Here is a 25,385-nt window from a genome sequence, read left to right on the forward strand (position 1 = left end):
GCTACTATTTATGAATACGGCTTTCTCAAATTAAAGCACCACAGTGTTTCCTCACACTGTGGTTTTTTCTTTTTTTTATAGAAATGTTCGAGCCGTCGCCAGAATAGATGCTGTGTTACTTAACAAACATTTTTTCTAATCAAGGGCAATATTATGAATATGGTATCTTATTCTCTTTTCGATAAGTCGCTGGGGTCATTTCCATATATTTTTTAAAGATTCTATGAAAATGGGTTATGCTTTCAAACCCACACATTTCGGCAATAAAGGAAACTTTTTGATTTGTTTTTAGTAATAGTTCTTTAGCCTTGATAACTCTTTTATGATTCAAATAAATGGTCAATCCCATCCCAGTTGTTTGTTTAAATACTCTACTAAAATGGGAAGCACTGACTAGTGCCTCGTTTGCAAGTTCAGTCAGGGTTAATGGATGACTTAAATTGTTATTAATATAGACTAAAATTTCTTTAATCCAATCTGGTCCATAGGTGTTAGATTCCACTATGTGCTGTTTATTGTCCATGTGGGCCCGATATAATTCAAGTATGAGTTGGTGAACAATTAGCATTGAGGCATGTCTAGATCCCAGTTCATTTTTTATAGTTTCTTGAAATATGTTTAAAAGTTGTTGTTCTATTTTTTTTTGATGCTCAAGCTGAAGGGATATTTTATAATGTTTAATTTTCGCTGCCATTTCGAACAAATTTAAATAAGAAAAAGAATCATCAAGTAAGACATTATAAAGTAATGTTGGGCTAAAAAATATAATGGTAGATGTCACAGGTTCTTCCTTATCAGGCATTGCACGATGAATGATATTGTTTGGGATAAGAAATACGTCACCTTGTTTCATGTCATAAAAAATGTCATCGATGAAAAAAGTCCCTTTTCCACTGTAGACATAAACAATTTCATAATAATCATGAATATGGTCGGGCAGTTCTTTCTGTGGGCTCTTTGTATCTTGGTATATGAAAGAAAAAGGAAACAACAAGTTATTGTTTGAAATTTTTTGAACGCTTTTCAATAGATATCACCTACATAAATGGTATATCAAAAAAGGGTATAAATAAAGCAATAAATGTAACTTTTATTTCAAATATTGATGATAAGATGGAGGGGAGTTCAAAATGAAAGGGTTTTCTAATTTTATAAATTAAAAGGAGTGTTACCCCAAAAATGAAAAGTATAGTCTGTAACCAACCAAATCAATTTAAAATGGTAGAAGTGGAAACTCCTGTACTTAAAACAGGAGAAGCTTTAGTTCATATTCGCCGCATTGGCATTTGTGGCACTGATTACCATGCATACAAAGGCAACCAACCCTTTTTTAGCTATCCTCGTGTACTCGGTCATGAACTTTCTGGTCAAATTGAATCTATAGGGGAAAACTCTTGTGGATTAAAGGAAGGAGATCAAGTATCCGTTATTCCCTACATGGAATGTGGTGAATGTATTGCTTGTAGAAATGGCAAAACAAACTGCTGTACGGATATGAAGGTATTAGGTGTCCACATTGAAGGTGGAATGAGTGAATGGATTACCGTTCCGTACAATCATTTAATTAAAACCAATGGGCTTACATTAGATCAATCTGCAATGATTGAACCTTTAAGTATAGGTGCACATGCCATTAGACGTTCTTCACTTAAAAAGGGGGAATACGTTCTAGTAATTGGTGCCGGACCTATTGGATTAGGGGTAATGGCATTTGCTAAGCAAGAGGAAGCTAAAGTGATAGCAATGGATGTAAACCCAGAACGTTTGGAGTTTTGTCGTAAATGGGCCAAAGTAGATTTTACAGTGAACGCATTGGAAAATTCATTGGAGACTATCAAGGAAATAACAAGAGGAGAAATGCCAACAGCTGTATTTGATGCAACTGGAAATGGTAATTCAATGACGGATGCGTTTAACTATCCTGCACATGGCGGGAAATTAATCTACGTTGGTTTAACTAAAGGTAATATTTTATTCGATGATCCTGATTTTCATAAAAAAGAACTGACATTAATGGGAAGTCGTAACGCTACTCGAGAAGATTTTGAATATGTAGTAAACTCTATAAAAAGTGGTGGAGTGGATATTGATTCGTATATTACCCATCGTGCAAGCATTGATGAGATGATCAATCAATTTGAAGGATGGTTAACCCCTGAGGCCAAAGTAATTAAGGCTATTGTTGAAGTATAGTTAAATTATGAATTATGTGAAAGCGTTAACAACATAATAGGGGGTATATGATGCTATCAAAAATGTTCTCAAAAGATAAACTACCTGTACTGATTTTATTATTCTTAGCTGGCGTAATTAATTATCTTGACCGATCTGCCTTATCCATTGGTGCTCCTTTTATTAAGGAGGATTTACATTTATCAGCAACCCAGTTGGGAATTATTTTTAGTAGTTTTTCAGTTGGATATGCAATTTTCAACTTTATAGGCGGGATGGCTTCTGATAAATATGGTGCCAAACTTACTTTGTTCGTTGCAATGATTGTTTGGTCCTTATTTAGTGGTGCTATTGCATTAGCAGTGGGATTTACTAGTTTAATTGTCATTCGTGTTTTATTCGGTATGGGGGAAGGGCCGCTTTCGGCAACCATCAGTAAAATGGTCAATAACTGGTTTCCAGCTGACCAACGTGCGTCTGCTGTTGGTTTAACGAATAGTGGAACACCACTCGGAGGTGCCATTTCAGGTCCAATTGTAGGGTTTATCGCCATTACATTCAGCTGGAAAATATCATTTCTTTTAATAATGGTTATTGGTCTTGTTTGGGCGGTTTTATGGTGGAAATTTGTGAAAGAAAAGCCCGCAGCCTCTAAAGAAAAGTCAACTGTTGTAAATATCAACCATGTTTCACAGCAAAGACGCCCATTAACTTTTTACTTGAAACAAAAAACGGTATTATTTACTGCATTTGCGTTCTTTTCTTATAACTATATTTTGTTCTTCTTCTTAACCTGGTTCCCAAGTTATTTGGTAGATGCCCGTCATATGGATGTAAAGGACATGAGTGTTATTACAATGATTCCATGGATTGTAGGCTTTATCGGACTTGCCTCTGGCGGATTTGTTTCAGATTTTGTTTTTAAAAAATTTACAAACAAAGGTGTTTTATTCTCAAGAAAAGTTGTGCTCGTCACTTGTCTATTTATTTCAGCTGTTTGTATTGGCTGTGCCGGCCTTGTAACAACCACAGTCAGTGCCGTAACATTAGTTGCCCTGTCCGTCTTTTTCCTTTACTTAACAGGAGCCATTTACTGGGCAATCGTACAGGATGTTGTGGAGCAAAGTAGTGTGGGTTCAGTCGGTGGATTTATGCACTTTTTAGCCAATACAGCTGGGATAATTGGACCTGCATTAACAGGGTACCTTGTGGATCAATCTGGTTCGTTCACATCAGCCTTTTTATTAGCAGGCGGGTTGGCTATTGTTGCTTCCTTATCAGTAATCCGTTTTGTTCGTCCGATTAAGTATGCAAGTACTAAAAAAGAATCTGTAAAAATCACAGTTTAAATACTAAAAAGTTTAGTTTTTATCTTTTTTAAAATTAAAGCGCTTTAAGTTTGGCCCGATGGAAAGAATGATCAGCTCCTCTAATTTTTATTCTGTAATTTAAATCTGCTTATGATGCGAATTTTGTACCTAAACAGGCTTTTTGAAGTGTAAATCAGTGTAAGCTATGGCTATAAGAATAGAAGAGTCTAACAAACCGGCTATCCATTGGGCAGTCGGTTTTGTTAATAAATTTTTAAAAGGAATGAGCATTACTTAAAGGGCTACATATGTCTGACTGCAAATCCACTGGTCTTAGTGGATTTTTTTATTTTCCTAACAGATTAATTTATAAACTTTTATTTTACAATAGTAAAGTTTAAAAATATTGACATAAATTTATATTAAGAACAAGGGCCAAGGAAGAGACTTCGCTTGGGTTTTATTTCTGGTTGGGAGATAATAATCTAGGAGTAGTATTTTAACTTAATTAAATAATAATAATGAAAATCTTATTTTGTATTAGTTATTTAGAAAGAAGTGAAAAGCATGCCAGAAAGATCCTCTAAATCCCCATCCATGATAAAACAGGCTTTGTCTGTTAATAAAAAGCCTTTTCCTTGGTTAAAGGCTTTTTCCGCAGGGGTAGCAGCCTCATTGCCAATTATAATTGGATTATTATTAGATCATTTAGAATATGGGTTGATAGCTGGAATGGGTGGTTTTACCTATCTTTACGTTTTTAATATACCCTATGCTCAAAGGGCTAAAAAGATTTTTATTATTGTACTTGCTTTATCATTACTTACTGCACTAGGTACACTTGTTGCTCCATATCCACTTGCAATTGCTATTTTAATGGGAGTAATTGGAGCTGTTGCCATATTTATTTTTGGAGCTTTAAGAATTGCAGGTCCTTCGGCAATCTTTCTTGTACTCGTTTTTGCAATGACAACTGGTATGCCTGTTGATCCAGGATCTGCTCCTTTACGAGCAGGCCTTGTTTTCCTTGGCGGGAGTCTGTCTTGGATCATAGCGATGGTTGGTTATTTCTTTCATCCGCATGGTCCAGAAACTGGTGTTATGAGAAGGGCTTTAATCGAACTATCTGCCTTTATCGATTCAGTTGGAACAGAGCGTTTTAATGAGTCAAGACATCGTGTGATGTCAGTCTTAAACGAAGCGGATGAAACACTTGCATCAGGTTATATCTCCTGGAGACAAACAGACCTTATTAAACGATTATATGTTTTAAATACTTCTGCCCATTCTATTTTTACTTACATACTTGAAAATTTTTCAGAACATGATACCAAATTACCACCAGAATTAGGGCAATCTCTCCGAAAAACGGCTCTATCGTTAGACGGGAAGAGTAAGATAAAAATCGTTGCAGGGGAAATCTTGCAACCAGATGAGATGGAGGATCGTATTGCTTACTTGTTTAAATTAATTTATGATACAGATGCTATCATGAACGAACCAACTTCCAAAATAAATAAAGTGGTTGAAATCTCTAAGCCCTCCATTAAGACGGTCCTTGGGGGTGCATTTGATAAGAATTCTATCATTTTTATTGCTGCTTTTCGGTTTGGTATCATAACGATTATTGCGGCCATTATCGCTTTCCAGTTTGGATTTGTACGGTCTTACTGGGTCCCGTTATCCTGTGTAGCTGTTATGTCAGGATTCTCCATTGTCGCCACCTTTCATCGTGCCATTCAAAGAGGTATTGGTACATTGCTGGGTATCTTGATTGCCAGCATCATTCTTTCCCTGCATCCTGACGGCTATATTATTGCTTTGTTTGTATTATTATTAACGTTTATTACAGAACTGTTTATTGTAAAAAATTATGGGTTAGCCGCATTGTTTTTTACACCAAATGCTTTACTCATGGCTGAAAGCACGAGTTTGGGGGATTTTGATTTTACTTATTTTGCTTCTGCTAGAATTTTGGATGTTTTGATTGGTAGTATCATTGGACTTATGGGTGTATGGTTAGTGGGAAGAAGATCTGCGTCGAGGCGTCTTCCTCATTTAGTTGCGAAAACCATTCGTAGTCAGGCCCAATTTTTACTTATTTTATTTTCCGATCAAGGAAAGGGATTTAATGCGAGAGAGAGCAGAGAGTTAAAAAAGATGAAAACGAATATCAATAATTTAAAAACTTTGTATAACACAGCATTAGGTGAGATTCCAGCTGATCGAAAAGCATTAGATTATTACTGGACTGTAGTTTTTTCGATTGAACAGCTAGGATATTTACTGGAAAATTGTGCTAAAACAAATAGCCGTCCGTTGCTTTCTGAAGATACACTTTCCCAATTACTTTATGTTTGTGAAACAACCGCAATCGCAGCGGATTTGCAAAGGTCCCCATCTATTCGAAAAGTTCCCGAAATAGAATCCTTCCCAACTATTCAAACAGAGCTTATTAACTTACAAAAGACACTCCAAAACAGTCCGAAATAATTTTGTAGGACGGAAGATATTGCATGAACAAAGGCCCATCTATTCATATGGGCCTTTGTTTTGTGTTACATAATTGATATGATCCAGAGGTTACATTTTTCAATTTATTTTCTGTTAGCTTTTCTTACCAATTTTGTTACAACTAGCCATTCTTTCAGTAAAATACAATCATGTTAAACAATAAGTTGGTACGTTTAAAACCATAAGTCAGTAGGGAAGGGGCTATATTATGTAAATATAATTCAGAACATTCAGTTAAAACTATTTAAGAATCCAATCCACCTTTCTATGGCGCGTCAAAAAAAAAGGAGTGAATACCATGCGAACGTTATCAATGGAAGATCAAGATCCTTTAAAAGTAAAAGACCCCTCTTTATATAATGAGGACCTTGCCCCTCTTAATAAGGAAAAGAGGAATTGGAATTGGCTGAACTATACGACAGTGTGGATGGGGATGGTCCATAATATTGTCGCATATGAAACAGCAGGAAGTTTGCTTGGGTTAGGAATGAGTGTTTGGCAGGCTTTAGCGACAGTGATAACCGCCAATATTATTCTTATTATAGCGATGTGGCTAAATAGTGCAGCGGGTGCTAAATACGGGATCCCTTTCCCGGTTCTGATTCGTGCTTCTTTTGGATATAAAGGGGCACAGCTTCCGATCATTATAAGGGCATTTGTAGCGATATTCTGGTTTGCCGTTCAAGCCTATTTAGGAAGCAAAGCAGTAGGCGCTGTTCTAGGGACATTAATACCAGGCTGGAATAGTTTATCGTCCATCCATATTTTAGGTATGGGGCTAAATGATGCCCTTGCAGTTGCTCTTTTTTGGATATTGCATGCATGGGTGATTTCACATGGCATGGAACGAGTTAAGTTTTTTGAGCTTTGGGCAGGCCCTCTCGTTATTGTTTTAGGGTTAGCTCTTGTTATTTGGGCAATAACAGTATCGAATGGATTAGGGCCACTTTTTGATGAACCAGCAAAATTAACGGGTGGAGCATTTTGGAGTGCATTTGGAATTTCGATTACCGGACTGATTGGAACGTGGGCTACATTAATTCTGAATATACCGGATTTTACTAGGTTTGCACGAAGTCAAAAAGATCAAGTTATCGGCCAGGCAATTGGATTACCAGGAACAGCGATTATTTTTGCTATTATGAGTATTATTACAACTTCGGGCACCATCATTGCTTTCGGTAGACCTATTTGGGATCCAGTCGAATTACTTCAGCAATTCGGAAACCCGTTTGTTTTATTCCTGGGAGCTTTTGCACTGCTCATTGCTACCTTGTCTGTAAATGTGGCAGCAAACGTTGTTTCACCTGCCTATGACCTAGTAAACTTATTTCCGCAAAAACTTAACTTTGTAAAAGCCGGACTCATTTCGATAGTGGTTGCGTTATTTTTTGCACCCTGGCTATGGTATAACAACTCAGGAACCATTTTTAATGTTCTAGGGGCAATCGGTGGAGCACTTGGACCGGTCGGTGGAATTATGATTGCTGATTATTTCTTAGTTGCACGCAGGAAATATGATTTAGCTAGTTTTTATAAAAAAGACGGACTATATAAGTATACAAATGGATGGAATGTTAAGGCACTAATTGCCCTAGTTATAGGGCTGATAGCATCATTTATTGGATTAATTATCCCAGCATTTAAAGAGTTGTACACCTATTCTTGGTTCTTAGGGATTGGTTTTGGATTCATTTCCTATATTTTGTTAATGAAATCGGATAAAGTGTCTGAATCGAAGCTTGAAAATGTAGAGACTACCATTTAAATTGCCTTTCATCACTTTCTATTAGTGTAGCAATTGTCCGTGATATTTTTAACTTTACGTGCCAGGTCGCCAAAATTTCTAATAAGAGTCAGCCCGTATACTCTTGGATTAACTCAGGAAAATTTCTAAATGTGCGAAACAAACGCCGTTCTGTTAGAGACGGGCCTTTGTTGGTTACTCTGTGTATTATTTATCCTATTTAATGCGTGTAAAACCTGCTATTAACTCAAGAACATAAAAAAGTTAATAGCAGGTTTTTAATCTGAAGATGATAGACCGATATTAAATTTTTAGTCGTTCTTTTTTGGGATATTGGATATTATGTCCGATACATTATTCGGAGAACTTTTGTTTTCGTTCATGTAATATTTCTTGAATAATTTCAATATGGACGGAAGCCCAAGATTTTTCATGAAAATGAAGAATCACACTTAAAGTAAGAATAGTTATGTAAGCAAAAACAAAGATGACCCAAAGAAAACTACCTTCTTTGAAAAGGAATTCTTGTAATTGTTTTGAAAATAAGAAGAAGAGCCATGGTGCTGAAGATATTAGAATTGGAATGATTCCAGAACCATTTTTTTCTTTTATCATACAATAATAAATTTTTTTTAGTGTTTCGCTTTCAATAGAAATATAAAATTTTTGAATATCTTCTACTTCTATAAGTTCTTTTATTGATTTGAAAGGTTTTTTGTTTTTTGAAGCTCTTTTTAGTTTTAGATAGATTTTATGAGCATCTCCACGTAATGAAAACATAGTTTTTCCCGTTTTTCCCTCCATCGAAATCATTACTAGAAGGCTTTACAAATACTGTTTCCTCTATACATGGTTCAAAGAAGTTCTGTTGTATGGAATTTGTTTTAAATGATAAAGCACTTGGGCTATAAAGATATAGGGGCAAGGGAGATTAGGAAATAATTCCCTGCCGGAACAGTTCTGCAACCGCCTGTACCCTATTTTGTACACCCAATTTCTTAATAGCTGATTTTACATACTGATTGATGGTAACTTCACTAAGGGACATAGTATCGGCCATTTCCTTTGTACTCTCCCCCCAGGAAACCCTTTTCATCACTTCAAGTTCTCTTCTGCTTAATAAATTGGCAGCAACCGGTCCGTTTGTTTTTTCCATAATTTTGCCAACCTGACGGCCATATTGGGTAAAAGAAGTGAGTAATTGATCGTTAATGGTTGCGTTATTTTCAAACTCGTTGGTGCAAATATATCCGATTGCTACTGAGCTAAAACAGATGGGGACAACTAAGAAGGAGTTTACATTTGATGAGGTTATGTATTTACTGTTCACCTGTCGAAGGTATTCAATTCCACTACAATACTTTGCCTTCCTTTCATAAAGGGCCGCGTATATAACGGGCAAAGAGCGAATATCATCCCTTATATCCCGGATGTGAACGAGCCCATTAAGATTAATCGAGATAATACCTTCTCCAAGAAAGCCAAAATGGGAGTATCTAAATAAAAAAGAGTTTTTAACAGGAAAGAGGTTCATATAGATTTCGAGTATTTTATAAAGTTTATCTTCATGTGTGTGAGCCTCTTCTAAATCTTGAATATTATCTAAAATGGTAGAATTTAATGTCACATTATCACCTTCATTATAGGGATTTAATACATAGAAAATTAGGAATATTCAAATTATACGAAATATACTAAACTTTAGATAGACTTTCTTAGAGCATTTCTGGAAGATTTTTAAATTTTATATAAGAGGAGGAGTGCTATTAATTTTCTTATGTATTTTAACAATTGGAACCGTTTACATTTAATAAGTATTTTAACTCAGGAATAATGAGCAGACATGTGCTGAATTACCTATACTTAGATGTAATCATTAAAGGATAAGAAAATGAGGAGGTAGAGAAAAATGGCATTAACTCAAAAATCGAATTCTCTCATTGAACTGGATGCAGTGATCGTTGGGGCTGGATTTTCGGGATTGTATCTGCTTCACCGCATGCGTGAAGCAGGTTTTTCAACCCGTATATTTGAAACTGGCGACAATGTTGGTGGTACATGGTATTGGAATCGCTATCCAGGTGCCCGCTGCGATGTAGAAAGCATCTATTATAATTACACTTTCTCTGATGAACTCCTCAAGGAATGGACGTGGTCTTCTAAATATGCTGAGCAGCCGGAAATCTTAAGCTACATTAATTATGTTGCTGATAAGTTCGATTTGCGCCGGGATATTCAATTCAAGACACGTGTAGATTCTGCGCACTTTGATGAAGAGAAGAATAGATGGGAAGTTCACTTGAATAACGGTCAGACGGTATCAGCTCGTTACTTTATTACAGCGGTTGGTTGCTTATCAGCTTCCAATGTACCGAAATTTAAAGGGCTGGAGAGCTTTAAGGGTGAATGGTATCATACCGGACGCTGGCCACATGAAAAAGTAGAATTTAAAGGGAAACGGGTAGGAGTTATCGGAACGGGATCCAGCGGCATTCAGTCCATACCTGTCATTGCCAAAGAAGCAGAACACCTAACTGTTTTTCAGCGCACTCCTCAATATAGTACTCCAGCTAGAAATCAACCAAACGACCCGGAATATATTAAACAAGTTCGAGAAAATTATAGTGAAATTCGAACCCAAATGCGCTCGTCTCTTACAGGGATACCGGCAGTGCCTCGTGACCGCTCAGCGTTTGACGATACTCCGGAAGAACGGCGCCGGACCTATGAAGCTGCTTGGGAAAAAGGTGGACTTCTTACGATTTCTTATTCTTATAATGATTTAAGTTTAACACCTGAGGCAAATGAAACCGTTGCAGAATTTATCCGCTCTAAAATACGGGAAGTTGTAAAAGATCAAGAGGTAGCAGAGAAGTTACTTCCGAACTTTTATTATGGTACCAAACGCCCGATCATTGATACTGACTACTTCGAAACGTATAACCGAGAAAATGTAACCCTTGTTGATGTAAAAAAAGCACAAATTGAGGAAATTACACCTTCTGGTGTGCGGACAGCAGATGCTGAATATGAACTTGACATGATAGTGTTTGCAACGGGCTTTGATGCCATGACAGGTCCATTGTTTAAAATAGATATCCGTGGTAGAGATGGAGTGTCATTAAAGGAAAAATGGGCAGGCGGAGCAGAAACAAGGACATACCTCGGAATCGGAACTGCCGGTTTCCCTAACATGTTCATGCTTACGGGACCTGAGAGTCCTTCTGTACTTAGTAATATGATGGTATCGATTGAACAACATGTCGAATGGGTATCTGATTGCATCAACTATATGCGTGATAACAATAAAGAAGTCATCGAGGTGAATGTGGAAGCTGAAAATGCCTGGACCAAGCATTGCAGAGAGGTTGCCGAACCAACTCTTTATGTGAAGACAGAATCATGGTATATGGGTGCAAATATAGAAGGGAAGGCACGCGGATTCCAAATTTATCTTGGTGGAGTTGGACCTTATCGTCAGATTTGTGATGAAGTTGCTGAAAAAGGCTATGATGGTTTCACATTGAAAGCTTCAGAAGAAAGTGTTGTTAAGTAATAAACTTGAGCATTCATCCAACATCAATCTTTAAAAATTCTTAAGGGGGAAACTTATTATGGCACTAGATCCGCAAGCAAAATTCTTATTGGAACAAATGGAAGCGATGGGAGCTCCCGCAATGAATACATTAACACCTGAAGAGGCGAGGCTGACGACTGATTTTAGTGCTTTGGCTGGTGAGCCTGAAGAAGTAGGGAAGGTAGAGAACAAGACGATACCTGGTCCTGAAGGAGAGATACCGGTTCGTATTTATACACCAGAGGGAGATGGCCCTTTTCCTGCATTGGTTTATTACCATGGCGGCGGCTGGGTCATCGGTAATTTGGATACAGTAGAAGTGCCTTGCCGAATGCTGGCAAATAGAGCAAACTGTGTGGTAGTTTCAGTAGACTATCGATTGGCTCCGGAGCATAAATTTCCGGCAGCAGCGGATGATTCCTATGCGGCAGCCAAGTGGGTGGTTGAAAATTCTGCCTCTATTCAGGTCGATCCTAATCGAATTGCTGTCGGCGGGGACAGTGCGGGCGGAAACCTAGCCGCTGTCGTGGCACAAATGGCAAGAGACAAGAAAGAAATTCGATTGGCCTACCAAATGCTGATCTATCCTGTTACCAACCATTCCTATGCAACGGAGTCCTATACTGAAAACGCTGATGGTTATTTACTAACCAAAGATAGCATGGTCTGGTTCTGGAATCATTATTTAAGAAGTGAAGAGGATGGCAAAAATCCTTATGCTTCTCCGCTGCAAGCGAATGATCTTAGCGGACTTCCTCCAGCATTGGTTTTAACAGGGGAGTTTGATCCACTCCGTGACGAAGGAGAAGCTTATGCAGAACGGTTAAGAGAAGCTGGGGTCCAAGTAGAGGCAACACGATATGACGGAATGATTCACGGTTATTTCTGGATGCCGGGTGCACTCGGACAAGGAAAGAAAGCAATAGAGCAGGCAGCATCAGCATTAAAGCAGGCTTTTCAAGGCAGTGTAGCCTCAAAATAATGTTGTAGAAAGAAAAGGACACTTCCGAGAATGGAAGTGTCCTTTCTGTCATTATACAGATTTTCGATCTTCGAAAGGAAAATCATCTCTTGAGATCCGTTTCTTCAGGAGCCCAAAGAAATTTTCAATTTCACGTTCCGCGCTAAGAAGAGAATCAGAGCCATGGATAACATTTTCTTCTTTTGAAAATGCAAAGTCACCACGAATGGTGCCTGGCATAGCTTCCGATGGGCTTGTCTTTCCAATCATGAGACGAGAAACTTCTATTATATTTTCTCCTTCCCAGACCATGGCAAAAACAGGACCTGAGGTAATGAAATCAACTAATTCACCGAAAAACGGCTTTTCCTGATGCTCCATATAATGATACTCAGCTTTAGTGCGGTCCATTGTCATTAGCTCTGCATTCAATAAGGTAAAACCTTTTTGTTCAAAGCGTTTGAGGATTTCTCCGATTAACCCTCGTTTCACCCCATCTGGCTTTACCATTATAAACGTGCGCTGTAAACTCATACGATCACCTCTTGAAAAATAGATATTTGATGAGAACCACCAGACCAGTAAAAAAATTAGCCGATCGCTTTTTAAAGGTGAATTCTTCACATCATCCATTATGGGAAAAAATCTCAGAATTCAAACCATTCATCCTTTAACGAAATAACAACACATTTCAAACGGTCTGTTTAAACAGCCTCACAACTTGGTTCATTCTTCGTTATTTCATTTCAAAGTGCTCGTTGATTTTGTGACAAGTATGAATGAGTGCTTCTGCCAGCCTTTCTTCATGCCCATAGAATCGGGTGGATGGAAGTGGAATGGAGATCGCACTTATATTTCCCATTTGATCAACAACAGCTGCGCCAACGGCACAAATTCCAGGAATGTGTTCCTCCCTTGCAAAACTAACTCCCTTTTTACGAACCTGTTCCAACTCCCTTAACAGTTCATCCCGAGTCGTTATGGTATGCTCCGTATACTGTTGCATATGCTCAGGTAACAGTTTCTCTACCTCAGCTAAAGGTAAGGAAGCGAGTATCGCTTTTCCGTTTGCTGTACAATGCAATGGAAAAGATGCCCCCGGTTGTGAGGTAGCCTGCAATGGATGCGGAGCGATAATCTGATCCACAAACAGTACCTTACTATTTTCCAATACGGATAAGTCAACCGTTTCATTGATTTGATGTGATAAGCTTAATAAAAATGGCCGGACTTCTTCTCTTAAATCACTATGGACAGCGCCTGCAAGCATGGCAATCTCTGGTCCAAGACGGTAACCTCCATTAACAGAAGCCGCTGCAATAAATCTCTCCTGTTCAAGTGTAGTAACAATTCTTTGGACGGTGGATCTGGCCATGCCCACTTCTTTAGCAATTTGCGATAAGCTTAATCCTTTTGGATAAGCTCTAAGAGTCCTCAGTATTTTAGCCGCACGAGAGATTACTTGAACATTAGATGTTTTAGTTTGATCTTTTTTATCGATTTGCATAAGTATGTATTCCTCCCTATATACCTTATTTATTATAACGGATGTTTGAATTGTTTTAACCGATTAGGAGCAAGAGCTGTGAAATACAGTGATTGGTAAATCCCACGTTGAACCTATGCTCGTTCTACTAGCTTTATGTGAGGAAAGATGAATAGAACGTTATTGACATGTAATTTAAACATTCATTATAATGAGTGTAACCACAATATGATACTAGTGTACCTCTATGCAGTTATAAATTAAACCTATTATTTGCAAAATTCGAATAAGAATGAAGGTATTATTTCCTAGATTTATATAGTTTTTCAGCAAAATTCAAAAAATGAGGGAAATAGATGAGTGTGGTTAAAATTGGTGTAATCGGAATAGGAAAAAAGGGCAGCTCGCATGTACAAATGATAAATAAAGTTCAAATTAAAGAGAAAATAAACGCTTCCACAATTGAAAAAAAGCAAGTAACAAATACTACATTAGATGTAACTGGGATGCATTAATGAAAGCAAACTACGCAAAGAATTATAAACTGTTGGCACTCAATCGAGTTTACATATGAGATCAAGAAGTACCTTTCTACTTTTGAAATGAACCTTTGACAAGATATAAAGGCCCATCTATTTAACAGAGATGGGCCTTACTATATGCTATTTACCTGTTAAAGCCGAATAAGCATTTGCTTCACCGGCACCATAGTATTGATCATGACCTGGTTTGCCATAATCTAAGGAGGTTTTCTCAATAAGGGCCTCTACCTGAGCTGGCTTCAGGTCTGGGTGTGCTGCTTTGATGACTCCAGCAATTCCGGCAACCTTCGGCGAAGCCATGGAGGTCCCATGAAGGTAGGCATATCCAGAATGCTCCGGATCAATGGTAGTGAAATAAGGCTCTAAATAAGTGGGCCATGTTGACAATGCACGGTAAGTAAAGTCACGATCATCTAAATTCCCCGTTGAAGCATATTTAGGACCGTTGTCCCCGCCAGGAGCTGCTACCGTAATAAAGCTATTTCCATAGTTTGAATAGAATGCCAATTGATCTTTCGACCATTGATTTGAGGAGGATACTGTAATGACGCCTGGAACTCCACCTGGTGTTTCAATGGTGACGCCTTTAAAAACAAGGTTGGTATCACCATAATTGGCATTCAAATAATCAGTTAGTGATTTTTTATCTGCATAGTTTAACGACTCATTACCGGCAGAAGCGACAATGGTTACATTATTATTCACTGCATATTTTACCGCCCGTTTCCAAAGGAGAACATCTGCAATGTCACTATAGTTATTCCCATTGTATTCATATTTTAAATTGTCATAGCCGCCAATGGACATATTCACAACGTCCACTTTATCTTTAGCTGCTTGAATCATTGCTTGAACAATTGGTGTAGTTGGGGCGCTTCCAGAACTGTCAAAAATACGGTAAGCCATGATTCCTAGATCTGGGCCCACACCTTTTATTTTTCCATTACCCGCAATGGAACCAGCTACGTGTGTACCATGACCTTCACGATCCAGTACATCCTGGGGGCTGCCGGTTTCAGTCTTGTCATTTCCAGCATAACCTCCTGCCGGGACGAAACTTTGACCGCCAACATAGTTGGCTTTAAGGTCAGGATGATTGGCATCGATACCTGTGTCGATAACACCGACTACAGCCTTATGAGTAACCTTACCATTTGCTTCTGTACCGCCTGACTCAATTTTAAAGGATTTTCCGTCATTGGTTAAATGACGAATATCCCATTGTGAGCGCCAATATGTACCATCTTGATCAGGTTGAAGTGTTACAGGCTTACCGTCAGCTTCTGCCGGTTGCTCGTCGTCCTGCTTATAGTACATTTCTACGTTAGCCGCAATAATACTAGAATTTGATTTTAAATTGTTTACAAAATTAGGATTCGATGAGCGGACTTCTAATCCGCCGATTTCCGGAATGGCATTTACCACTTCTCCTCCGGCATTTTTAATATCTGTCTGATAGGTTTTAGGTATTGATGACTGGTTGTAAGCGATGAGGTAGTTTTTAGATGGTGAAGTTGCAGAAGTGTGCAGATTAAAAGATGAGAGAGAGAGTGCTAAGATACTGCTTGCGGCTATCGCCATTCCTTTTTTTCTCTTTTTCAATAGAAAGACCTCCTAAATAATTAATCTAACAGTTCTATTTTAGTCCTACAGCCACTTATTGGATATAGGAACTTCTCGATAAAGAACGACAATTTTATTAGAGACATTCGACTATTGTGCTAAATTCACTAGTAAAAGTTCTATATTGATATGAAATTAGTAACACTAGAATTAAATTAAAACTCTTTTTAAATGAATTTCCTCATGAACTGGACAGAAGCTTGTCGAAAAAATTAATTTTTTGGATGCCAATAAGTATTTTTTATAGTTATAGGTTCTGGAGGTTTTTTCCAATGCATCAGGTAGTACCGAAGTTTTACTAGGCGGTGAGGTAGTTGGATTCTATTCTAAAGTTGAAACCATATTAAAATGTAAAAAAATACCATAGTGTAATGTAGATGGCTCAGGTAAACGCCGGAGTCATTTATCATCCCTTTTATGGTTTGTTTATCGAACGTGGGCTTCTGAAATAAAAAATCCTAAATGAAATTACCGTAAGTGTATGACAGTTATAATAAGAATGAAAAATTAGTATTGAAAATTAACGATTTGCCCTAACAAAAAATTGTAACAAAAACTTTACATGCAATTCAAACAGATATAAAATTCCAGAGTTATCCTTAAAGTACATCATGAGGGAGGGATCGGAAGTTGCTAAAATTTCAGATCATGTCTTCTTTGGTCATCTTAGTCTGTATTACTTTTGGTATCTGTATATTCACGGTATCTTCACAAAATCAATCCTCAGTGACGCAATCCACATCCAACCACTACGTTCGAGTACAATTGTTAGGTATTAATGATTTTCACGGTCAACTAAACAAGTATCGAAGGGTTTCAGGGTCCATGGCAGGAGGGGCTGAATACTTGGCTGCCTATTTAAAAAAATATAAACTGGAAAACCCAAATACCCTACTTGTTCATGCTGGTGATATGGTAGGAGGAAGCCCACCGATTTCTTCTCAATTTCAAGACGAACCCACAATTCAGTTTTTAAATCTTCTTCACATTGATGTCGGTACACCTGGTAATCATGAATTGGACGAAGGCGTAGCTGAAATGAAACGTCTCATTTTTGGAGGATCCCATGAAAGAACAGGTTACTTTAAAGGCGCCAATACCACTTACATTTCTGCAAATATCATCGAAAAAAAGACCGGTGCACCCTTGTTACCACCATATGTCATCAAGGAAATTGACGGAATCAAAATTTGCTTTATTGGTGTGGTCACAACCGAAACCAACATGTATGTATCCCATGAAAATCGAAAAGAAGTAGAAATAACGGATGAAGTATCAGCAATTAATCGAACAGTTAAGCAATTAAAGGAAAAAGGGATTAAAGCGATTGTTGTACTGGCACATATTTCAGCAAAATCGAATCAGTCAGGAACTAATCCCCAAGAAGCTTTAGTGGGGATGGCCCCAAAAATCGATGATGAGGTCGATGTTATTTTTGCCGGCCATAGCCATCACTTTGCCAATACCGTGGTAGATGATAAACTGATTGTTCAAGCCTATTCTTACGGGGAAGCCTTTTCTCTAGTAAACATTGAAGTAGATCGTAATACCAATGATATTGTTTGGAAAAAAGCAAAGATTATTGTGACTTCACATCATCAGATAGAACCAGATAAAAATACGGTTACTTTTTTAAAAAAGCTTAAGGAAAAAATGGGTAATCAGTTTAATCAAATTGTTGGATTCATTCCTGAAGAAATCAGCCGGAGGCAAGATGTAAATGGTGAATCTCCATTCGCGAAATTGATTGCAGATTCTGAGCGGAAAGCCATGGGGACAGAAATTGCCTTTGTCCATCAAGGAGAAATGCGGGGAAGCTTACAGCGAGGAAATATTACTTTAGAAGAACTATATACACAAATGCCATTTGGCCATAGTATCACTAAATTAATCTTAACAGGGGACCAAATTAAACTAGCTTTAGAGCAACAGTGGAGAAAAGATCAGGTGAATAATATGTTACAAACTGTTGGTTTAACGTATAGGTGGGACCCTAATGCTCCAATTGGCAGCCGAATTATCATGCTGAAGGACAGTAAGGGTCAAAACCTTCAACCTGACAGGGAATATGAGGTAGCCGTTAGCAATTATTTAGCTTCGGGTGGTGATAACTTCTCTGCATTCGAAAAAGGTAGAATTGTAGAAACCGGTCCACAAGTTGTGACTGCCTTTTTACACTATATCGAACAAAAGTATCCCCTGAAATGAATGGAGAAAGATTACCACTTTCCTAAAGGAAGGTGGATTTTTTTATGTGCAGAAGCTAATGAAGCAATTGATGAACCATGGATAACATTTTATTCTTTTGAAAATGCAAAGTCACCCCGAATGGTGCCCGGCATTGCTTCTTATGGACTTGTCTTTCCAATGATGAGACGAGAAACTTCTATAATTATTGTAATTGAGAACTTTTAATCTGCATCCTCATGTTCTAATTGATAAATAATAAACACTATATGATAAATACTTGAGGAGTGGAACACATTGTGTGTTAATAGTTTGAATCAAACATTCATTAAAGTAGATCATATCAACTTGTACTGTGAATACTTATTGAATGATAAACCACCAATTCTTCTAATCCACGGCTTTGCATCTTCTACTTATACATTTCGTCGTATTATACCTTTATTACAAAAGAAGTTTTCAATAATCGCGGTTGACCTTCCCGGTTTTGGGAAAAGTGAGAAGTCCACTTCGTTTGTTTATAGTTTTGAAAACTATGCGAAGTTAATGATTGAATGTATTCACAAGTTTGGATTTGCTAACACTCATATTGTTGCTCATTCAATGGGCGGTCAAATTGCTCTAAATATGGCGCGAATCGCACCTGAGAAAATTAACAAACTAATTTTATTAAGTAGTTCAGGATATTTAAAGCGTTCAAAAAAACTTCTCATAATTAGTTCATATTTACCGTTCTTTGAAAAAGTCATTCAATATTATATTGGAAGAAAAGACGTTAAATATCACCTGGGGAATGTTTTTTTTAATCAATCATTGATCAATGATGAATTGGTTCGTGAATTCGGTAGACCACTAGCTGAAAAAGGATTTTATAAAGCTTTAATTCGACTAATTCGTCATCGTGAGGGAGATTTATTACCAAAGCAACTTCAGGATATACAAGTCCCAACATTATTAATTTGGGGAAAGGAAGATCGAGTGGTTCCAGTGGAAGTTGGTAAACAATTAGTTCAGGATTTACCCGATGCCAAGTTAATTACCTATGAAAAAACAGGACATTTAATTACGGAGGAAAGACCAGAGCTTGTTTTTAAGAATATATTGATACATACAAATTATCAATTGTAGCGAATTTTGCATCGTTTATTAGGAGTAAGGGAGATAAGAAAAGCTGACTCAAAAAGGTTGTTAATCAACGACTTTTTCGAGTCAGCTTATTGTTATTAAAAAAATAATGGAATTTAAGAAAGGTTAAATTGTGCTTCTTCATAATAAGGCTCTCCAACTTTCAGAATAAATTGTAGAATGTCTTCAGCTGCATTTGCATTTATAAAATTCCTTTGACAGTTAATAATTTTATTTAGTTTTTCTCCATCATTCTCAAGTAAGTTGGTTATTGTCTGCTTAATTTCCTTCGGGTTTTTACATACCACTCCCAAACCAAAATTTTCAGCAAATGCTGGATTATCCTCTTCCTGACCTGGCAATGCACCGGTAATGATTAGCGGTGTATTGGAAGCTATTGCTTCAAACATGACATTAGGACTCCCCCTAGTAAAAGCAATATCAGAAGTTAGCATTAAATCTTGGATATTTTGGGTGAAACCATAAATTTCTACTCTATTACCATATTGGGACTTTAGGGATCTTTCCAGCTTTGTTTTAAGTTTTTCATTTTTCCCGGCTACAAGTTTAACTGTACAATCAAAATGATCAAGCAGGTTTTCTGCTATTTTCTTCATATTTCCTACACCTTCACCACCGCTCATGATCAAGCAATTTAACGATTGTTCCTCTTTAGAGAATTTTCGTTGATTAAAGTTCTTCAGAAAAAATCGGGATCGAACTGGAAATCCTGAAACCTTTATTTTCTCAACAGGAATCCCAAATTCAATACACTTACTTTGAGCTTCGAAAGTTGGGCTAATAATGTAATTTGCCCTTTTATCAGCCCAAAGGGGATAAATGTTTACAAGATCGGCAATTAGAGTAATGAAAGGGATCGTTATATTTTGCTTTTCTAAAATGTTCAAAATTGAACCATTAAAATTAGGATGAACGGATAGAATTATATCTGGTTTAATATCGGCCAGTAGTTTTAGAAAATTATCCTTTATAAGTGTTTCAATAAAATTGTCCACTAAAGAAGGTTTCAAAGCTGAGAGTTTCCAAATCATCTTCCATAGATTTTCTGAATTTCTTGTTATCGGGCCATATGATTTTCCTATTTTTAACAGTAACTGTTTGCCAAGCATAAATCCATCTACTACATGTATTTTTACTTCATTATGAGATTTGACTATCTCACAAAGTGATTCTGTTATACTTTTATGTCCATGCCCTGTATGGTCGGAAGAAATAATCAATAATGTCTTTTTCATAATATCAGCCCTTTTTAAGAATATTAAAATTGTAATTTTCATATTAAGATTTAAAAAAATCGATATAAGAAATAGCAAACTTAGATAATATTGTAGATAAAAATAAAACATTTCAAAGGGGCATTATAAACTATGAAGAGCTCAAAATGGAGAATCAATTTTACAATTGCTGTAATAATCATACTTGCTGCCTTTGAACATATTGTAATTGGTTTGTTTCCGCCGCTTATTCAATACATAGCAAAGGATTTAAATGTAGATATAGCAAGTTTGGGTTTTGTTTCAGCTGCCAATATTTTGGTTACTTCCCTTTCCTCTATTTATTGGGGATACCTATCACGGAAGTATCCACTAAAGAGGATGATGATTATAGGAACTTTGATTTGGTCCGTATCGATATTCTTTACTTCATTCAGCAGCAGTTATTTTCAAATTATGTTATTTCAAGTAGTAACCGGATTTGGCTTAGGCTGTATAGCATCCATTGGTTTCAGTATTTTAACTGATTTTATTCCCTATCAAAAACGCGGTTTAATTTTAAGTTTTTGGGGTATGGCCCAAGGTTTGGGTGGAATAGCTGGATCTATTTTGGCTTCTTTAACTATTGCAAACAATAGCTGGAGATGGCCATTTGAAATAGTAGGTTCTCTTGGATTGTTTGTCATCATTTGTTTTCTTTTTATTCAAGAGCCATTCAAAGGTCAATTAGTATCAAAGCCGAAAGAATTGATAAGAAATACTCATTATAACTATAAGTTGGAAACCAAACATATAAAATTTCTTATCTTAAAAGGAAGCAATGTATATTTGTTTTTGCAGACATTCTTAATGAATATTGCAACAGGGAGCCTGATTTGGATCCCGACCTTATATACATTTAAAATAATGCAGCAAGGCTACAGTATGGGAACAGCTGTGATTGTCTCAGGCTATCTCTATGCCATTTTCCAGATTGGAGGCATAGCATCATTCTATTTCGGACATCTGGGAGATAAATTCCAAAGGAAAACCTTTAGAGGACGAGCATATTTAACCGCATTCTTTGTTTTTATTACCATGCCCTGTTATATCGCGTTATTATTTTTTGTGCCAATGTCTAACCTATCGTTACCAAATGAAAATAATAATGAAATCATTATTTTAGTTAGCATTTTAAGGCAAATTTTCATTAATCCTTGGATTACACTTATGTTTGTTTTATCTTTTCTTGCGTCTGCTGCCCAATCAGCCAATACTCCTAATTGGATGGCACTCTTAACCGATGTAAATCTTCCTGAACAAAGAGGAATTGCCTTTAGTATCGCTAACCTTTTCAATAGTTTGGGAAGAACAGTCGGGAACGCAGGTGTTGGTATATTGCTTGGCATTTTATCCACTAGATTCAATGAACTTTATAGTTATATCTATACTTTATCTATACTGCAAATCTTTCTAATACCATCAGCCTTATGTTATATGAAAATGTCCAAAAATAATGTTCTTGATATACAATTTGTTTTAAAAACGTTAAAGGAAAGAGCAGGAAAAGTGTAAGTAATTAAGGTTACTTATTGTTGCCAAATGTTGAAAACGCCATTTGAGACAGGGTAGAATTGAATTTTTAATTTATCCCTCCAAATATAGTAAATTACTCTAAATTATATTAGGAATAGGTTGATTCATTATTAATATTTTGTAAAAAGTATGTGTAGATTTCGTATGATATTTTTTTACTAAATTTATTGTCCTGCCACCAGAGCCTGTGGTCCATTATAAAAGGCGATGACCACAAATTGTGGCCATCGTCTTTAAGTTTTAAGAAGAAGAGCTATTGGTTAAATTCCTTACAACTTTCTTATATTGCTTTAAAGAATTAACCCTGCCAATATAGCTATTCTTTTTCTTGAAATCAGATGAAATAAACTGAATGGCAAGTGCAGGGAAAAATCTTTTTGTGCGAAAACGAAGATCCTTCCAATAAACCAAATAACCGTTTTTTCTGACATCAACAAATGGATACGCAAAATTAGTACCGGCAAGAAAGTCTGAAATTCTCTGGTCATTTCGACTATTTAAGACCAAAATCGGAAAGTTGATCTTTTTGGGAAGGGAATGTTCAATAGTTAAACCTTTTCGTGAAAAGATGCCAAATAGGAAATCTTCTTCAGTCTCAATCAAAATATCCCATTTAAACAACCTTATACGGGGGATTAGTTTGATTCTTATTGCATTAATAAAATAACTCCGTAGGTGTCTTTTCGTTAATATGGAAGATATAGTGCGGATCCCAAGGTAGAAAAATAGGAATATATAAATGAAAAGAAAGGTAATCCCTGTTTGATAGAATAAGATTAAACCGAATCCAAGAAAATGGAGGAGCAGAATGTAAGGATCTAATAAAGGAACGGAATCAAATGTAATCCATTTTCGAGAGTAAGGCCGAAATATTTGTGTTCCGTGTACATTGAATAGATCTAAAAACACATGAAGGATGACGGCTAAAAATGTCCATAAAAATAGATGGAAAAACGATGTGCTAGTGAAGAATGGATACAGCATTCCAGAAACAAGAATCCCCCATAAAGGAAGCGCAGGAAGTGAATGTGACAGGCCCCTGTGATTCCGTAAATAATTTCCCTTTCCCTTCAAACGATAAAAAAAATCAAAATCTGGTGCATTAGAACCAATGGCAGTACCTAAAATGACTGCTTGTGATAAGGTTTCATTAGCTGAGACGGCGGGATCAAGCTGAGCTAGTGCACCTACGCCAAAGCCGATAACAACGTGAGAAAAGGTATCCACTCTTTCACTCCTTAGCCTTAATCTTGATTTTTTAAATTTTCAAAGAAATTAGGCCTTATTCTGAATCCTCGATTTCTCGATAACTCACTCCCTCCAAACACTGAGTCCCTTTATATTATTAGATAATTAGTCGATTTCTTCTTGAGATATCGTTAAAAAATGGTAAAGATTCTGTATATTTAATACGGAATTTTTTATTTTTTGTAAAACAATTGCATTACCTCATTATCCCAGCCTTTTTATGTTATAAAAGATTTGTCATGAGTAAAGGTGTTCTTTCAATAAAAAGGAAATGTTCCATAAAAATTAAGGCTGGATCTTTAAAAGAGAAAGGTGTTGTTAGGATTTGATAAATTCCACCGTTCAGCAAAACGACTATCTACTGAATCCATTCATACCTATTCTAAATTTTAATGGAACTAAGAAAGTAAAAAATGGATTTTCCTTATTGGCGATGGGATGAGTTTTTCTTATACCACTGGTCTTCGTTATTACAATCATGTTTCCCAAAAGGGGTTAATGAGACCCACTATATTTGACAGATACTTTGTTGGATCCCAATCTACCTAGTTGATTAGATGCACAATGTAATATTACCGATTTCGCCGCAGCGGGTACGGCTTTATCGACGGGTTATAAAACTTATAACGGCGCCCTCGGGTTAAACATTAATAGAGAAACTGTTCCAACCGTTTTAGAGTACGCTAAATTTCGAGGCAAATCTACTGGTTTAGTAGGAAAAGGAAAAAGTCAGGTCAATCATGCAACCCAGGCTGTGTTTGCCGCCCATCTTGACTCGAGAGAGCAATATGACCAAATTGCCGATGATTACTTAGATGAGCGAATAGAAGGGAAACAGAAAATTCACGTGATGCTTGGGGGGAGGAACCTCTTTTTTCCTCCGAAAAGACCGAAATTTAGTAGATGAGTTTATTAGAAATCAGTTTGGCTTTGTGACTAATTTACAAGAGTTTGTTACAAATAAAACCCAGCAGGTGTTAGGATTAATTGCACCATTAGAACTTCCAAAACAGATTGATCGTGATCCTACTGTTCCATCTCTTTCGCAGATGACGACGGGTGCTATTCAACGTTTACAGCAAAACCCAAATGGTTTTTTTCTTCTAGTAGATGGAAGTCAAATTGATTGGGCGGGGCATGATAATGATATCGTAGGGGCAATGAGTGAGATTAAAGACTTTGAAGCAGCATTTAAAGAGGCGATTCAGTTTGTCTTAAATCGAGAAGATACGATTGTAATTGCAACAGCTGATCATTTCTATTGGAGGGATGAGCATTGATTGTAATGGTAACTATAAATGGAATCCAAGTGTGATTAGATCCATTACTTCAACCCTTTCGTGATTGCCACACGTTTACATGAAACGAAAGATCTAGCGACCTTAAAACACACATGCACTTTTCTCTTTATTATGCGGATTTGAAACTTATACAATCAACGTTAGAAATGGAAGTAGAAGATACAGCAAGCATTGATTAACCTCAACCACTATTCGAGTACAGGCTGGACATTAAAAGGACATACGGAGAGGATGTTCCCATTTTTGCGTATGGTCTAAATAGACATTTGTTCGGTGGAAGAATGAAAAACAGTGATATTGCAAAGATCTTTTTCAGATTATAGATTAAAAAAGTATATAAACGACTTAAAATAGTTAGTTGGTTTGAAATGTCCAAGTTGATTCCTTAACTTACTGGAGGATTCGATTTTTTTTGGTGATTTTTTGTAAAAACTACGTAAAATTAGAGCTTGAATTTTACAAAAAAATTAAAAAGGGTTTCATTCATATTTGACAAATTTTATATGTATGAAATAGTTAGGTGAAGGAAGTGGGAAAATGGAACGTCAGAAAACTTTTTTTATTATTGATAACCTAATTTTTGAAGTCCAAAAACCAGAAATAACAGTAGAGAAAATTAAAGTTGCACAGGAATATGAAAACGAGGAATATAAAGTGTACTTAGAGAAAAATTTGATGAGGATTTTTTTAATATAGAAAGAAAACGTGATGGATGGTTTATAACAGAGAAAGATAAGCCTCTTTAGAGTGAGAAGTGTTTTCTATTCTAATGGCTGTATAAA

Annotated in this window: 19 protein-coding genes and 1 pseudogene; 12 read left to right on the plus strand and 8 right to left on the minus strand. The window is 36.7% G+C overall.

Annotated elements, in window-relative coordinates; all coding sequences use genetic code 11:
- Positions 1-151 precede the first annotated feature (151 nt).
- Entirely contained in the window at positions 152-1,027 is an 876-nt protein-coding gene (locus M3226_RS03140; protein ID WP_251562511.1) for an AraC family transcriptional regulator, read from the minus strand.
- A 152-nt stretch (positions 1,028-1,179) separates the two neighbouring features.
- Between M3226_RS03140 and M3226_RS03145 the strand changes: the two genes are divergently transcribed.
- From M3226_RS03145 to M3226_RS03160, 4 genes are all read left to right on the plus strand, one after another.
- Positions 1,180-2,193, plus strand: coding sequence for a zinc-binding alcohol dehydrogenase family protein (locus M3226_RS03145; protein ID WP_251562513.1), 1,014 nt, complete (start codon positions 1,180-1,182; stop codon positions 2,191-2,193).
- Between the two features lie 62 nt (positions 2,194-2,255).
- Positions 2,256-3,521, plus strand: coding sequence for an MFS transporter (locus M3226_RS03150; protein WP_251563207.1), 1,266 nt, complete (start codon positions 2,256-2,258; stop codon positions 3,519-3,521).
- Between the two features lie 528 nt (positions 3,522-4,049).
- Positions 4,050-5,975, plus strand: coding sequence for an FUSC family protein (locus M3226_RS03155; protein ID WP_251562515.1), 1,926 nt, complete (start codon positions 4,050-4,052; stop codon positions 5,973-5,975).
- A gap of 319 nt (positions 5,976-6,294) precedes the next feature.
- A complete protein-coding gene (locus M3226_RS03160) occupies positions 6,295-7,764 on the plus strand; it encodes an NCS1 family nucleobase:cation symporter-1 (RefSeq protein ID WP_251562517.1) in 1,470 nt (489 codons plus the stop codon).
- 333 nt (positions 7,765-8,097) lie between these two features.
- On the opposite strand, the gene M3226_RS03165 is transcribed toward M3226_RS03160, so the two are convergent.
- Positions 8,098-8,547 (minus strand): hypothetical protein, encoded by a 450-nt coding sequence (locus M3226_RS03165; RefSeq protein WP_251562519.1) that lies wholly within the window; start codon positions 8,545-8,547, stop codon positions 8,098-8,100.
- Between the two features lie 127 nt (positions 8,548-8,674).
- Positions 8,675-9,370, minus strand: coding sequence for a response regulator transcription factor (locus M3226_RS32480; RefSeq protein ID WP_251562521.1), 696 nt, complete (start codon positions 9,368-9,370; stop codon positions 8,675-8,677).
- A 282-nt stretch (positions 9,371-9,652) separates the two neighbouring features.
- Between M3226_RS32480 and M3226_RS03175 the strand changes: the two genes are divergently transcribed.
- Both M3226_RS03175 and M3226_RS03180 read left to right on the plus strand, forming a co-directional pair.
- Positions 9,653-11,299 (plus strand): flavin-containing monooxygenase, encoded by a 1,647-nt coding sequence (locus M3226_RS03175; protein WP_251562523.1) that lies wholly within the window; start codon positions 9,653-9,655, stop codon positions 11,297-11,299.
- A gap of 58 nt (positions 11,300-11,357) precedes the next feature.
- Positions 11,358-12,302, plus strand: a complete 945-nt coding sequence (locus M3226_RS03180) for an alpha/beta hydrolase (RefSeq protein ID WP_251562525.1) — start codon at positions 11,358-11,360, stop codon at positions 12,300-12,302.
- Positions 12,303-12,353: 51 nt separating this feature from the next.
- Here the strand turns inward: M3226_RS03180 and ndk are convergent, their stop codons facing one another.
- Positions 12,354-12,815 (minus strand): nucleoside-diphosphate kinase, encoded by a 462-nt coding sequence (ndk, locus tag M3226_RS03185; RefSeq protein WP_144562309.1) that lies wholly within the window; start codon positions 12,813-12,815, stop codon positions 12,354-12,356.
- 202 nt (positions 12,816-13,017) lie between these two features.
- Complete coding sequence (locus M3226_RS03190; protein WP_251562527.1) at positions 13,018-13,788, minus strand: IclR family transcriptional regulator; 771 nt, start codon at positions 13,786-13,788, stop codon at positions 13,018-13,020.
- A 335-nt stretch (positions 13,789-14,123) separates the two neighbouring features.
- On the opposite strand from M3226_RS03190, the gene M3226_RS03195 reads away from it, so the two are divergent.
- A complete protein-coding gene (locus M3226_RS03195; RefSeq protein WP_251562529.1) occupies positions 14,124-14,282 on the plus strand; it encodes a hypothetical protein in 159 nt (52 codons plus the stop codon).
- 147 nt (positions 14,283-14,429) lie between these two features.
- Here the strand turns inward: M3226_RS03195 and M3226_RS03200 are convergent, their stop codons facing one another.
- The gene (locus M3226_RS03200) at positions 14,430-15,911 is read right to left on the minus strand and encodes a S8 family serine peptidase (RefSeq protein ID WP_251562532.1); all 1,482 of its coding nucleotides are present in this window, start codon (positions 15,909-15,911) and stop codon (positions 14,430-14,432) included.
- 651 nt (positions 15,912-16,562) lie between these two features.
- Between M3226_RS03200 and M3226_RS03205 the strand changes: the two genes are divergently transcribed.
- Together M3226_RS03205 and M3226_RS03210 are read left to right on the plus strand one after the other, a co-directional pair.
- Entirely contained in the window at positions 16,563-18,140 is a 1,578-nt protein-coding gene (locus M3226_RS03205) for a bifunctional metallophosphatase/5'-nucleotidase (RefSeq protein ID WP_251562534.1), read from the plus strand.
- Between the two features lie 276 nt (positions 18,141-18,416).
- Positions 18,417-19,247, plus strand: a complete 831-nt coding sequence (locus M3226_RS03210; protein WP_251562536.1) for an alpha/beta fold hydrolase — start codon at positions 18,417-18,419, stop codon at positions 19,245-19,247.
- Between the two features lie 113 nt (positions 19,248-19,360).
- On the opposite strand, the gene M3226_RS03215 is transcribed toward M3226_RS03210, so the two are convergent.
- On the minus strand, positions 19,361-20,500 hold the full coding sequence (locus M3226_RS03215; protein ID WP_251562538.1) for an MGDG synthase family glycosyltransferase: 1,140 nt from the start codon (positions 20,498-20,500) through the stop codon (positions 19,361-19,363).
- Between the two features lie 132 nt (positions 20,501-20,632).
- Between M3226_RS03215 and M3226_RS03220 the strand changes: the two genes are divergently transcribed.
- Entirely contained in the window at positions 20,633-22,033 is a 1,401-nt protein-coding gene (locus M3226_RS03220) for an MFS transporter (RefSeq protein ID WP_251562540.1), read from the plus strand.
- Positions 22,034-22,294: 261 nt separating this feature from the next.
- Here the strand turns inward: M3226_RS03220 and M3226_RS03225 are convergent, their stop codons facing one another.
- Positions 22,295-23,281 carry a metal-dependent hydrolase gene (locus tag M3226_RS03225; protein ID WP_251562542.1) on the minus strand — a complete coding sequence of 329 codons (987 nt, stop codon included), beginning with the start codon at positions 23,279-23,281 and terminating at the stop codon, positions 22,295-22,297.
- 592 nt (positions 23,282-23,873) lie between these two features.
- Between M3226_RS03225 and M3226_RS32685 the strand changes: the two are divergent.
- A pseudogene (locus tag M3226_RS32685) lies at positions 23,874-24,582 on the plus strand (alkaline phosphatase).
- A gap of 558 nt (positions 24,583-25,140) precedes the next feature.
- Positions 25,141-25,299, plus strand: a complete 159-nt coding sequence (locus M3226_RS03235) for a hypothetical protein (RefSeq protein ID WP_251562546.1) — start codon at positions 25,141-25,143, stop codon at positions 25,297-25,299.
- Positions 25,300-25,385: the final 86 nt, after the last annotated feature.

The organism is Neobacillus cucumis (genome assembly GCF_023715505.1).